The 14,022-nt window shown below is 47.4% G+C and carries 13 protein-coding genes; all 13 read left to right on the top strand.

The features are described 5' to 3' along the window. The first annotated feature begins 122 nt into the window (after positions 1–122). The 13 genes from OL444_RS22975 to OL444_RS22915 all read left to right on the top strand — a co-directional run bounded on the left by OL444_RS22975 (position 123) and on the right by OL444_RS22915 (position 14,014). Positions 123–1,676: a S8 family peptidase gene (locus OL444_RS22975; protein ID WP_264729499.1), complete on the top strand. Its 1,554-nt coding sequence runs from the start codon at positions 123–125 to the stop codon at positions 1,674–1,676. Positions 1,677–2,072: 396 nt separating this feature from the next. Next, the gene (locus OL444_RS22970) at positions 2,073–2,582 is read left to right on the top strand and encodes a UpxY family transcription antiterminator (RefSeq protein WP_264729500.1); all 510 of its coding nucleotides are present in this window, start codon (positions 2,073–2,075) and stop codon (positions 2,580–2,582) included. A 202-nt stretch (positions 2,583–2,784) separates the two neighbouring features. Beyond that, complete coding sequence (locus tag OL444_RS22965; protein ID WP_264729501.1) at positions 2,785–5,781, top strand: sensor histidine kinase; 2,997 nt, start codon at positions 2,785–2,787, stop codon at positions 5,779–5,781. Positions 5,782–5,838: 57 nt separating this feature from the next. Next, a complete protein-coding gene (locus OL444_RS22960) occupies positions 5,839–6,468 on the top strand; it encodes a response regulator transcription factor (protein ID WP_264729502.1) in 630 nt (209 codons plus the stop codon). Between the two features lie 266 nt (positions 6,469–6,734). Continuing rightward, on the top strand, positions 6,735–7,730 hold the full coding sequence (locus tag OL444_RS22955) for a lipase family protein (RefSeq protein ID WP_264729503.1): 996 nt from the start codon (positions 6,735–6,737) through the stop codon (positions 7,728–7,730). A 962-nt stretch (positions 7,731–8,692) separates the two neighbouring features. Further along, positions 8,693–9,268 carry a TerD family protein gene (locus tag OL444_RS22950; protein ID WP_264729504.1) on the top strand — a complete coding sequence of 192 codons (576 nt, stop codon included), beginning with the start codon at positions 8,693–8,695 and terminating at the stop codon, positions 9,266–9,268. A gap of 31 nt (positions 9,269–9,299) precedes the next feature. After that, positions 9,300–9,983 carry a TerD family protein gene (locus OL444_RS22945; RefSeq protein WP_264729505.1) on the top strand — a complete coding sequence of 228 codons (684 nt, stop codon included), beginning with the start codon at positions 9,300–9,302 and terminating at the stop codon, positions 9,981–9,983. A gap of 26 nt (positions 9,984–10,009) precedes the next feature. Continuing rightward, positions 10,010–10,705, top strand: a complete 696-nt coding sequence (locus OL444_RS22940) for an HAD family hydrolase (RefSeq protein WP_264729506.1) — start codon at positions 10,010–10,012, stop codon at positions 10,703–10,705. Then, positions 10,705–11,550, top strand: coding sequence for a phosphoribosyltransferase family protein (locus OL444_RS22935; protein WP_264729507.1), 846 nt, complete (start codon positions 10,705–10,707; stop codon positions 11,548–11,550). Before OL444_RS22940 ends, OL444_RS22935 begins: the two co-directional genes overlap by 1 nt. Continuing rightward, a complete protein-coding gene (locus OL444_RS22930; RefSeq protein ID WP_264729508.1) occupies positions 11,540–12,094 on the top strand; it encodes a TerD family protein in 555 nt (184 codons plus the stop codon). Before OL444_RS22935 ends, OL444_RS22930 begins: the two co-directional genes overlap by 11 nt. Positions 12,095–12,105: 11 nt before the next feature. Then, complete coding sequence (locus OL444_RS22925; protein ID WP_264729509.1) at positions 12,106–12,720, top strand: TerD family protein; 615 nt, start codon at positions 12,106–12,108, stop codon at positions 12,718–12,720. Between the two features lies 1 nt (position 12,721). Beyond that, a complete protein-coding gene (locus OL444_RS22920) occupies positions 12,722–13,360 on the top strand; it encodes a vWA domain-containing protein (RefSeq protein ID WP_264729510.1) in 639 nt (212 codons plus the stop codon). Between the two features lie 18 nt (positions 13,361–13,378). Next, complete coding sequence (locus tag OL444_RS22915; protein ID WP_264729511.1) at positions 13,379–14,014, top strand: vWA domain-containing protein; 636 nt, start codon at positions 13,379–13,381, stop codon at positions 14,012–14,014. The last annotated feature ends 8 nt before the right edge of the window (positions 14,015–14,022 follow it).

The following is a 14,022-nucleotide window of genomic DNA, read 5'->3' as shown; positions in this document are numbered from 1 at the left end:
CATATCTGTAGCAAACCCGGATAACGGTCATGAAAAACCAGTCTTTCCGAAAAGGGAGCGTCTCTACTCCGCAATAGTTAACCTTTTTTAGTTCAATAATTATATCATCTAAAAATTCACACATGAAAAGAAACAATGCACTTGTCGCATGTATCCTGTTTTCCACGTTACTGTCCTGTCAGAAGCGGGAAACGGTACTGCAGGCCCCGGAACCTGTAAATCCGAAAGAAGTTATTCCAAAATCTGCCATCAACGCTTTTATCAAAGACCAACTATTTAAAACCAACCAATTCGACTGGAAATCAGCCAATGATAACATGGTGTGGAGTGCCCTGTTGCAAGGCGACAGTATCCTGACCGTGGGTTATCAACCGGCCGGTTTTGCCGATCTTGATAAGAAAATAGATCAGATTGATGTAAACAGTAATGATTGGAGAAGTGTACGTAATCAGGTGATGAACCTGGTGCTGGAAAATGAACGTGGTCAGAAAAATGCCATCGCAAAAGATGCTGTGGTATTTCCTGAAAACAAACTGCCTTACTTCACAGTAAAAGTTAGCCATCTCGCTACGGTAAAAGCATTGAGAGCTTCCCGCCTCGTGCGTTATGCCGAACCAGCTGGTTATGGCGCTTTTATGGATGAAAGAAGCAATACCAAATTTGCGGTGACCGCTTCGGCGCCTTCTACCAAATCAGATCTGCTTTCTTTTGGCTGTGGGAGCAACAACCCTAAAACCGATCTGATAGCGGGCACAGATTATACTGCCATCACGCCGGGAGCCAAACAATCCTGGAACCATCCCTATCATCATATCACAGAAGCCTGGACAAAATCCACTGGCCAGAACGTAAAAGTAATGATCATTGATACAGGCGTAAGTCCGGATCAGGCTAACCTGGGATCTTTGTTTAATCAGGGCGCTTCCAGTGGCAGAACTATACAGAAACTGGTGACCTATCCGGGTGCAACACCTGCGGATGTTTGTGGTCACGGTACCAGCATGGCCGGTGCGATGGCTGCCCCACGGGGTACCAGCGGCAGTGCAGCAGGTATTGCCTACAACTGTAATCTGGCAGTGGTAAATGCAGCAGAAAATGTAGTGCTGTTAAGTTCTGAATCACAGCAGGGAGTGGCCAATGCCTACCTGCAGGGTGGAGATGATGCTGCAGTGAAAATCATCAGTATGAGTCTGGGTACACCTTTCTCTGTAAGTTCCATCAGAGATGCCGTGCGGTATGCCAACAACAAAAAGAAACTGATTTTCTGTGCAGCCGGTACTTCCTTCAGCATCTTTGCCGGTTGGGTAGGAGTGATCTTCCCCGCCAATATGCCGGAAGTATACGCCGTAACCGGTGTGAAAGATAACCTGACACAACGTTGTGAAAGCTGCCACGTAGGATCGGAAGTAGCCTTCACCATTGTAATGGAGAAAGTATCCAATGGCAGAAATCCGCTCTCTACTGCGATGAGTGGTGATGTTCCTTCTACGGTGGGAGGTTCTTCTGTAGCTACCGCCAGTTGCGCAGGTATTGCAGCGCTGGTGTGGAGTAAATATCCGGCTTATCCGAGAGATAGCATTGTGGCCAGAATGAAACGTGCATCCAGCTATGCTTCCAACAAGAATCCTGATTTCGGATGGGGTATTGTAAATGCCAGTCTTGCTGTAGGACAATAATGATAAATAAACGGTAAGGAGTGAAGCCGGCAAAAAGTGAAAACCATATGTTACTTTTTGCCGGCTTTTATTTTTATCTTTTGTTGTGTTGATTTAGTTTATTAATTTACAACCAGGAGTATGGTATAGTTACTATTTGAACCCTTGGTATGTTTGCCTGAAGAGAGCCCTGTTGTGATTAATATGCCCTGCAAACTGTTATCATCCGTCGGATCACCGGTAATTTTACAGAGAACTGTTGCCCTTTGGTAAGTAGCGCTATTGGCTGCATGCCGGCTGTAGTATGAGAAATAAGACGTGGAAGTATAACGGGTCCTTTACACCTGGGACCAGTTGTCAGCAGACCGGTTCCATATTATTTTCTATGTATCGAAAAATGTATCGAAAACTGTCCCAATGAGAAAGTTCGTGCCCGGATGGTATATAATATATACCAAAGCCCGTTATGAGAAAAAAATAGCGGAGAAACTGTCCTTTAAAGGTATTCATGCTTTTTTACCCACCAAACGATCTTTACGTGTATGGAACAACCGGCAACGGTATGTGGATACGCCACTATTCCCTTCATGTATTTTTGTTTTCCTGGAAGATCAGGAGGCCTTTTACGGCGGCCTCAGTATAGATGGCGCGCTGCATTATGTGCGTGCCGGCCGGGAAGTGGCAAGAGTACCGGAAACGACTATACGTAATATCAGACTGGTGCTGGCAGAAGAGCAGGAGCTGGAAGTATCTGATACTTCCTTTTCACCCGGCAAACAGGTGACCATGAAAGAAGGTGCGCTCACCGACCTCACAGTAGAAATTGTAGGTGTGGCAGGGCAGCAGAAAATGCTGATACGCATGCCGTTTTTGCAGCGCAACGTACTGGTGACGTTGCCCGATACCCGGCTGGCCGCTATTCAGTAAGCCTTCGGGTGCCCGCAACCACAGCAGGTGGAGCGGCGACCATTAACATGCAGGTTAGTTCAATGTTTGATAAGTATGATCCTGGTGGCTTCGTAAAAGGGGCGCCAGGATATTTTATTGCCCGGTACCTGTGGGAGAATCCTGTGAAAATGCGTATCATTGGGTTGCTATCCCAGTGTAGGTGTTTTTTGTTGCTATCATTATGAGATGTTTATGTCTGTTATCCTGTTTATTATTTTGTAATTATTTCCCTGCGATTGCCCGTCCTGATTTCCATTACCGGTACATTCCGCTGCCGGAGTCACTGCGGGATGCCAACATTAATCAGGTGACGCCCGACAGCAAAGGTATCCTGTGGTTTTTCAGCAGCAGCGGCCTGCATCGTTACGACGGGAATCAGGTGCTCACCTTCAACCTCACCACCAAACCGGCTATTCTGGCCAACAGCATCACCTGTATATTTATTGATAAAACAGATCATCTCTGGATCGCTACCCGGAAAGGGCTGAGCCGCTTCGACCTGAAAAGCTGGACCACTGCCCGGATAGCGCCTGCCGGAAGTACCGGTGATGATACCGGCCCCTACATCACTATTATGGGGCAAGGGTTGGATGGCACCATATACGTAGGCACCAGGGATGCGAAAATATACCGGGTCGTGCAGGACGAATTATTATTGGTGGCAGACCTGGGGCATCTCAATCCCAATGAAGTAGGGCTCGCCAGTATTGAATCGATTAATGAACCTGTGAAAGGAGAATTATGGGTGGTATGTAATGGCCGTTTTGTAAAGCTGTTTCCGGATGCCGGCCGGTTTATGCCACCGGTATTTTATCCCATGAAGTCTTTGGCCGGCTACATCAACGGGCAGTTGTATTTTGCGGAAACAGGGGATATTTATTTTTATCTTGAACGGAAAGGCATTTATATTTTCAATAAACATTCCGGGCTGTTATCCCGATGGCAACATCCACTGAATGATAGCATCCGGCTGAGAGGCCGTGTATTTATTTTACCGATGGGGGTGGGAGAGATGGGCCTCTTCATCAACAGAATCGGATTTGTTACCTGGAACGTAAATACCCGGCAATGCAGTGAAGTGTTGCCCATTGCACCGCCGTATCAGCGTATTTTCCGGGTCACCACGGCCAAAAGTCATGCCGGGCGTACCTATCTGACCCTGGCTAAAGGCGTGGTACTGCTGGAGCAGCAGCGCACGCCCTTCCGGTCGTTGCTGGCGTCTGCAGAAGAAACGGCCATCCCGCAAAGTATCCGCTGTATACACCGGCACGGTAATCAACTATATATGGGATCTTATCAGGAAGGTTTTATACAGGTAGATGAGCAAACCGGAGAGAAAAAAAACATCGCCCGCAATTTTATTTATACGATCCTGCCCTGGCAGGGAGATAGTTTATTGCTGGGCTCTGAAGGGGATGGATTGTTATGGTATCATACCACTAAAAATACGCTGCAGCCTTTCTGGCAGGATACGGTACAGATACCCTGGCAACACCGTGTCCTCAACAAATACACCACTGCCCTCACCCGGGAAAATGATTCCCTGGTATGGGTAGGTACCTATAACGGCGTGTATCTGCTGAATGTGCATACCCGTACCGCACACCGATTGCTGCCGGAAAGTGTTGCGGGGCGTGCATTGCAGCAGGCAAAAATCTTTGATATCCTGATCGCCGGAAAGGAGCGTTACATCTCCACGGTGGAAGGACTTTTTTTATACCGGCCGGAAAGCAGGGAGTTGCAACGCCTGTTTGAAAATACACATCCGGACTATGCCAATGAATCTTTTTATGATATCCTGCCTGTACAGGATGTTTTCTGGGGTGGTACCAATGGCCGTGGTATCGTGCTCTTTAACAGGCAGCAGCAGATATTGCAGGAAATCAATACCAGCAATGGCCTGGCGGGTAATGCTGTTTATTCGCTGCAACGTATAGGCGACGACGTGATTGCTGCTACCGATCAGGGACTCAGCATCATTAATCTGGTGAACAAACAGATAAAAAATTATGCCCGGCATGATCAGCTGCCTTCCAATGAGTTTAATCATTCGGCTGTTTGCCGCTACGGCAACCAGGTATACCTGGGTACGTTGAATGGTATTGTGGCATTTAACATGCAGGAGCTGGTAGCCTATCATCCGGGTAAAAGCCCTGTAAACATTAGTTTCACCAGCTTTACTACCGGCAACAAAAGTGGTTTACAGCACGATTTCACATTGCCTTATCAATCGGCGCCTGCGCTCACCGTCAGCCCCGATATACAATATTTCTCCCTGCGTTTCGGCGGCGTAGATCCTACTGTGAGTCAGTTCTATTATTATTACCGTTTAAATCAGGAGGCGCCCTGGCAGGAGGTTGGCCCGCAACAGGAAATTGCTTTTGCGGGGATGGCGCCCGGGCATTATCAGCTGCAGCTGGCCGCGCGTATACCAGGCCAGGCGGTGTTCCGGGAACTGCTGAGTATTCCGCTGACTGTAGTGCCGGCGTTTTATCAGACCTGGTGGTTCCGCATGTGTGTAGTACTGGCGGCAGGTGTGCTGGTATTCCTGGCATTCCGCTACCGGATGATGCAATTGCTGAAAGAGCAGCAGCTACGTTCCAAGATTGCGGCCGACCTGCATGATGAAGTAGGTAGTTCGCTGACGCGTATTTATTTCCAGGCAGATATGCTCAGCATGCAGTCCGGCGAAAGTACGGCGCTGCAGAAAATTGCTGCCGCCAGCAAATATGCGCTGGGGATGATGAGCGATATGGTGTGGTCGATTGATGCCCGCTTTGATACGGCAGCGGACCTGGTTTCCCGCATCAAGGATTACCTCAACAACCTGCAGCAGGAACTGGATATTACCTGTGTGCTGGAGTTGCAGGGAGATTATACCAGCCGGGCTTTGCAGCAACGGGTGCGGCAAAACTTTTTCCTGATTTTCAAGGAAGCGATGACCAACGCGGCGCGTTATACGAGTACGCCGGCCATTACCGTACGGCTCACCTTTGGCGCCACTACCACAGCCTTGCTGGTATGTAACCATTGTTCCGGAGACAGCAACCGGATGAAAAACTACCAGGGCGGGCAGGGCATGGCCAATATGCAGCGACGGGCTGCAGGTATGAAAGGGGCGTTGCAGGTAAGCCGGGAAAAGGATCGTTATTGCCTGTTGTTACAGGTACCTTGTTAAAAGATCTCCCCCAAAGTAGGGGCAATATTTCTGGATTTATTACAACATTTTTACAGGATGATAAACTTGGGTATTATTGAAGATGATCCGGTGGTACGGCAAACGCTGATCGATTTTTTCAATCATCAGCCAGGTTTTAGCTGCCCGGTTACCGGCGGCACCGTAACGGATTTCATGAATAGCTGGCCGGCAACGGTGACGCTGGACATCGTATTGTCTGATATTGGTTTGCCCGGACAATCCGGTATTAAAGGCATTCCGCTGATTAAAAAGAGAGCGCCCCGCTGTCAGGTGGCGATGCTCACCATTTATGATGACCCGGATAAAATATTCCAGGCATTGTGCGCAGGCGCTACCGGTTATCTGTTGAAGCAAACTCCGTTGCTGAAAATAAAAGAAGCCTTGTTATCGCTGCAGGAAGGTGGTGCACCAATGTCGCCAGGCATTGCCCGAAAGGTGGTGGCTTATTTTAACCCCAAGTCACGGGAAAGCCTGCACGAAAAAATAACACCCCGCGAAGCCCAGATACTACAGGCTATTGAAGATGGATGTACCAATAAAGAAGTCGCCATCCGGCTGAATATCTCCCTCGAAACCGTAAAGTCTCACATCCGCAACATCTACGAAAAACTGGAAGTCAACAGCCGGCATGCACTGATCCGGGGAAAGTATAAAGGAACCAATTAACAAAGCTCCCCCAAAGTAGGGATACCCTGATAAGCAAGAATGAAGTTCCTTTGTAGTAACAGGAGAACACAACAATAAACTTGACCATTACCTGTTTCCTGTTCAACCGATGTGAAAACAATAATCGTCTGACAGCATGATGCAGCTGCTGATCAGCCATGTGCAATAAGTTTTTAAAATAAGGATCCCTGTATCTGCGGTATTGCCGGTGTTACAAACGCCGGCGGTTGGCCCACCGCATGCTGATTATTTATAAATTCAATACGATGTCCCTATTCAACACTTATCAACAAACTGACGCGCAGGTATGTATGACCCTTTCAGGGCTGGCATATGCACCCGACCAGCCATACCTGGAATCCCTGCTGTCACAGCCGCACGCGCCTTATGCCACCGGTAACAACTGGCAACTGGTATGGTATGCTACAAATCAGGCAAACCTGATGTATATGGTACAGCACCAGGATGATCCCCAGCGGTATATTATTGCCATTCGGGGCACGGTATGGTCTGATCTTACAGACATTGTGGAAGACCTGGATGTGTACAACACAACACCCTGGATGAACGGTCATATTTCCAATGGTATTTTCAAAGGGATTAAATCCCTGAGCAGTCTGCGCCCCGGCAATAACGGCATGAGTCTGGCGGAATACCTGCAATATATTTCGAGTAACAGTCAGGGAAACCTGAATATTACCATAACCGGGCATAGCCTGGGTGGCGCATTGGCTGGTGCGTATGCGCTGCTGTTGAAAACCACGATCAGCAATGCTGCCGTGAATTGGTCGGTGTATACTTTTGCGGCGCCTTCCGTAGGAGATCAGGATTTTGTGCAGTACTTCAATCAGGTATTTAATCAGGCGAATGCGCAGGCATTCCGTATCTACAGCAATAAAGACCTGGTACCTTTCGCGTTTGCCGGTCTGGCAGATGTGATGAGCAATGATATTCCGGTAGAAACAGCCGAATGGTTGAAACGTTTGCTGGGACTAACGCTGGCGTTTGTACGAAGTGAACTGAGTACCGTATATGTACAGACTGGTGGCCTGAACCAGGTCATCTGCCTGGACAATGCTACCCATCCCGTACTACCGGCTGCTCCTTTGCCTCCGCCACCGGTTACCAAACTCCGGTTTTACCAGGAATGGTTTGCCTACCAGCATGGACATAATACTTATCTGGCATTACTGGGAACGGCGCAATTGCCGGTTTTTCCCACGCTGCCAGCCTATACACAGGCGCAGCTGACCGCGCGTTGAGCGATCCGCAGCCGTAGTATATTTTAACAACGTCGTACTATTATCAATGATACATCCGCATGAAAATGGGAACATCTATTTCAATAGGCCTCCCATCTTTGTTTTGGAAACGGCGGGTCGTAATTTCCCTGGTATCGTTATCAGGGCTGCGTTTGCCGCCATTACTTTTTGTCTGACTGATATACGTACCCGCCTGCGGGTTATCCCGGGCCGTGGTGCTTTTGTGAAGTAATCATACTGAAACCAGCTTTATATAATAAGAAAAACTAAGCAGCAGCATCGGGCGCCCGCGAGGTCGCATCGCTGCAAATTTTTTCCGATGTGTCTATTTATCCCTACCTGTTGGATGACGATCCGGGGAATTGATTCCCCGGCGTCATCCACTTATCAGGATCGGCATCCGAGTGCCGTTGCCATATAACAGGTGACTGCATCAGGGGATCCCTGCAACTGACATCCCGTAACAGCAGGATAAAAAATCCGCTCACACATCTCCCCGAAATAGTTAAAGAAAAGATAAAAATTAGGGAACCTGCATGCCGGCATCATATCCGGCAGATGCGGACCATGTTTGTGGTGAGTGGAAGAGATGCAGACGGGAAGCCCGCAGAAAAAAAATAGCCGGTTCCCGTGATTTTTCTACTGTGCTGCATACTGTATCTTTGAAAAATAACATAGCACAATAGTAGCACGATCCGTGATGTAGCGGGCAATCAAAGATGAATGTGTGATGCAAGATAAGTTGATAAGTAGAAACTGGGGATGTTGCGAACGATGTTACCCACGACGCAGTAAACCCGCCGGAAAGCCCGGTCGGAAGAGGAGATGCAGGAACGGAGTCCTGCGCGTTTCTATATCAGAAAGACTGATTTTTGATGCTAATATACATGTGAATTTTTTGTTATGTAGTTTTGTTGTGTAGATTATATATACTATATTACCCGAGTTTAAATTTCCAGACGATGGCTATTAATTTGCAAAAAGGACAAAGGATTGATATTGGTCTGTCGAAGATCAGTGTAGGGCTGGGGTGGAATCCCAACGAAGGAACCGGTTATGATTTTGATCTGGATGCTTCTGCATTTATGATTGATGAGGGCCGGCATATTATTCAGGAAGAATTTTTTATCTTTTATGGAAATACAGACTCGCCGGATGGCGCGCTGCATCACACCGGCGATGATCCTACCGGTGGTAACAGTGCAGAGGGGGATGATGAAACGATTCAGGTAGACCTGGCAAAAATAGATCCCCGGGTGAAAGAGATCCTGTTTGTAGTCACCATTCATGATGCGGCTACCAGAAAACAAAACTACGGACAGGTCAGAAATTCGTATATCCGTATCGTTGATGATGCCAACGGACAGGAAATTGCCAAATATGAACTGGGAGAAGATTTCTCTATTGAAACCGGTGTGGAATTCGGTCGCCTGTACCTGAAAGATGGCAAATGGAAGTTTGAAGCTTCCGGTATCGGCTATAAAGAAGACCTGGCTTACTTCCTGTCGAAATACTTTAAAGGCCAGATTATAAAATAATCCCTGTACTAAACACGTAAAATCCCGACATATGGCTATTAATTTGATAAAAGGTCAAACCATTGATCTGCGTAAAAATGATAAAGGAGAAGAATTTGATTTGTCTACCGTTACCATCGGATTGGGATGGGATGTAAGACAACAAAAAAGCAGCGGTGGTTTTTTCGGTAAATTATTTGGTGGCGATAAGAAAGAAGACGAATATGACCTGGATGCAGTAGCCATGCTGCTGGACAACAATGGAAAAGTAGCCAACCTGGGCAGAAGCGTACAAACAAGAGATGGCAGAAGTGTAGGCCTGTACGAAGGCGATGTGGTATTCTTCAATTCCATGAAACACCCGTCCGGCCATATCTGGCTGACAGGCGACAACAGAACCGGCGCCGGCGGTGGCGACGATGAGCAGATTATCATCAAACTGGACGCATTGGATGGCCGTTACCAGAAAATATTGTTTATGGTAACCATCTACAACGGCCGGCAGAATAACCAGCATTTTGGTATGATTGATAATGCCTTTATCCGTGCGGTAGACAGCAGAGGAAAGGAAATAGCCAAATTCAGCCTGTCTGGCGATCATACTTATAACGGTATGTGCTCCATGACCTTTGCAGAACTGTATCGCAAAGACGGCGCCTGGAAATTCCGCGCCATTGGTGAACCACATCAATCCGATAGTTTTGTGGATGAACTGAAGAAACTGACCTATTCCTGATGATGGCTTAAATCAGCTACTGTAGCATGATGGATTACAAACATTACTCTTTTGATTTGTGGTTAACCTTGATAAAGTCTGACCCCGCATTCAAAAAAGAACGAGCACACTTTTTTTATATTCACTTCAACCGGCAGCAGAAAAGCCTGGAAGAAGTGACCGCTGTTTTCCGTCAGGTAGATCTGATGTGCAACGCGATCAATGAAAGAACCGGGAAAAATATAGATGCAGAAGAGATGTACCTGATGGTCATCAGTAGGATCAATGAAGATGCTGATATCGTATACGACATCGACATTCATCAGTTGTACGATCAGATGGAACAACTCCTGCTCAGTCACTTACCGCTGGTATACAGCGAAGAAACGATCCCTGTATTAACCACGCTGAAAACAACCGGCGAATGCACCGTGAATGTATTGAGTAATACCGGTTTCATTAAAGGACGAACACTGAGAAAGGTATTGAAGGAAATCAAACTGTCAGATTATTTCGACTTCCAGCTGTACTCCGATGAGCTGGGCCTTTCGAAGCCGAATCCGTTGTTTTTTCAGCACATGCTGCACAATGTGGCACGTTGCAAAGGGGCAGGAATTAATTTAAAGGAAGTGATTCACATCGGGGACAACCCGAGGGCAGACATAGCCGGCGCCAGCGCCGTTGGAATAGATAGCCTGTTAATCAATTCTAATCATAGTTCCATTTTAAGTGTGGTCCGGTAATGCAGTTTACTTATTCTTTACATAAAATTACCTGTGCAGAAGCATTCGGGTTTGACCCCAATGCCTACAGCCGTTTTAAATTCGGAGATGAGGCCGTGGCCCGCGAATTTGGCACCGAACTGGCCAGGGGGTTCATCCGGCAATACCTGTCGCGTCATCCTGTGTCTGATCAGCTGGTGGTCATCTCCAGCCCGTATGCATTTATTCCTACCGCTACTTTTGCCATGAAAAACCATTTCGTTTTTCAGCTCAACAGGTGGTTGGTAGAACAGGGCTTTCCGGTGGTACAGGAAACGAAGGTGCACCGCACCATTACCTATAAAGATGATTACGGGGCACTCACGGCAGCGCAGCGGATGCAACTGATCGGCGGCGATTCCTTTCATATAGACCGGGAATTCCTGACAGGTAAAACGTTACTGTTCCTCGATGATATCCGTATCACCGGCAGCCATGAAAAAATGATCCTGAAAATGGTACAGGATTACGGCCTGCAAAATGACCTGGGATTGCTGTATTTCGCGGAGCTGACGAATATGGATATTCCACCGGACATCGAAAATCACCTGAACTATCATCAGGTGAAATCCATTTTCGACCTGGATGCCATCATTAAAAGCGGCCACTTTACCATCAATACGAGGATCGTGAAATACATCCTGCATAGTGATCCGGCCGACTGTATCATCTTCCTGCAAAATCAAACCAATGATTTTGTACACCTGCTATATAATATGGCTATTGGCAATAATTATCATGCCATGGCCTTTTATAAAGACAACCTGGAACACATCCGGGAATACTTATTTATTAATAACCATAAATTAATACATCATGGCAATTAATCTTCAAAAAGGACAGCGCGAAAGCATTGATGCCCCGAAATTCACGATTGGCCTGGGCTGGGATACCAACAGCAGCAGCACCGGTACAGCATTTGACCTGGATGCCTCTGTGTTTGTATTGGGAGAGAATAAAAAGATTGTTTCCGATCAGCACTTCGTATTTTATAATAACCTGGCTACACCCGATGGTTCCGTAGAACATTCCGGCGATAACCTGACTGGTGTGGGCGATGGCGATGATGAACAGATCAAGATAGACCTCACGAAAATCACACCGGAGATCACCGAGATCTGTGTGGTGGTAACGATCCACGATGCAGAAAGCAGAAGACAAAACTTCGGCCAGGTAAGAAATTCCGTGATCCGCATTTTTGATCCGGTAACCAATCAGGAAATCCTGAAATACGAACTGGAAGAAGATTTCTCTATCGAAACAGCTGTGGAATTCGGCCGCCTGTACAAACGCGAAGGCAAATGGAAATTTGAAGCAGTAGGCATCGGCATGAAAGGTGGCTTACAGGATTATTTAAATAAATACAATTAATAAACAACGATATGGCAATTAATTTGCAGAAAGGCCAGCGTATCAGCCTGGAGAAAAGCAACGGTAGTAAACTGCAACACATCTGTGTAGGTATTAACTGGGGCGCTATTGTAAAAAAAGGATTACTGGGCTTTGGTAAATCCACCGAAGCGGTAGACCTGGACGGTAGCTGCGCGCTGTACGACGATAACAAAAAACTGGTGGATGTAGTATACTTCGGACAATTGTTTTCAAGAGACAATGCCATCCGTCACAGTGGAGATGACCTGACCGGTGATATGGGGGGTGATGACGGACTGGATAATGAAGTGATCACTGTTGATTTTTCCCGGCTCAACCCGGCGGTATCTTATGTGGCATTTATGCTGAACAGCTTCCGTGGTCATGATTTCGGTACCATTCCTTTTGCGTCTATACGCATATACGAAGGAACGCCTTCCCGCGTAACAGAAGTATTTGCCAAATACGATATTGCCAACGAAGCCAGCTTTGCAGGCAGCGTTTCCATGGTAATGGGTGTATTCTACAAACGCAATGGCGAATGGAAATTCAATGCCATCGGTGAGCCTACCAGAGACAGAAAACTGGAAGAAACCATTAACACCGTTACCTTAAATTATTTATAGTATGAGAAGACTGCCCGTATACCTCTTGTTGGATACATCCGGCTCTATGAGCGGAGAGCCTATTGAAGCAGTGAAGAACGGCGTACAGGTGATGATCAGCTCCCTGCGTCAGAATCCACAGGCAATTGAAACGGCATTTATCAGCGTCATTACTTTCGACAGCTCCGCCAGACAGGCAGTGCCCCTGACCGACCTGGCTTCCTTTCAGATGGTAGATATCCGGGCTACCGGTACCACCGCACTGGGAGACGCTTTGCAGCTGGTGAGCAACTGTATCGACAGAGAAGTGGCTAAAACCACTACCGAACAAAAAGGCGACTGGAAACCACTCGTGTTTATCATGACAGATGGTATTCCTACGGATAGCTGGCAGGGTGGCCTGGCAGAATTCAAAAAACGTAAAACGGCTTACACCGTAGCCTGTGCTGCCGGTGCGGGCGCCGATACCACCATCCTGAAACAAATCACGGAAAATGTGGTAAGCCTGGATACAGCCGACAGCCAGAGTATTTCCAAATTCTTTGCCTGGGTAACCGCCTCCATCGGCGTAAGCTCCACCAAAGTGGAAGACTCCGGAAAAGAAGTGGTAGGCCTGAATGAACTGCCACCACCGCCGTCTGAACTGAATATTGTGGTTTAAGGTTTTTAAAATTTAGTGATGCGAAGACTACCGGTATATTTTTTATTGGATACCTCAGGTTCCATGTATGGTGAACCCATACAGGCATTAAACAATGCTTTGAGCGGAATGGTCAATACCCTCCGCATGGACGCCCAGGCGCTGGATTCCCTGTGGCTCAGTATCATCACTTTCGACAGGGAAGTGAAAGAACTGATGCCCCTCACCGAACTGGTGAGCTTTCAGTTGCCGGAAATCACCTGCCCGCAAAGCGGTCCTACCCACACGGGGATGGGCCTGGAGTTGCTCTACGCAAAAGTAAACAGCGAAGTACGCAAAGGTACGCCTACCCAGAAAGGAGACTGGCGGCCTTTGCTCTTTCTCTTTACAGATGGTAAACCATCGGATGTACAGCTGTACCGCGAAATGATCCCCCGGGTGAAAAGCCTCAACTTCGCTGCCATCGTAGGTTGCGCAGCCGGTAAAATGGCGGATAATGATATGCTGAAAGAGCTGACAGATACCGTGGTGCACCTGGATACCGCGGATAGCGCCACCCTCAAACAATTCTTCAAATGGGTGTCTGATACCATAGAACAAGGAAACAAAAGCATGGGCACAACGGAGGAAGTAACCCTGCCGGCGCCGCCTCAGGAAGTGAATTTAGTAATCTGACAATCGGA

Origin of the sequence: Chitinophaga nivalis, assembly GCF_025989125.1 — a bacterium.
GTDB lineage: Bacteria > Bacteroidota > Bacteroidia > Chitinophagales > Chitinophagaceae > Chitinophaga > Chitinophaga nivalis.
The sequence above is the reverse complement of the archived record's forward strand: the minus strand, read 5'-3'. Positions and strand labels throughout refer to the sequence as shown.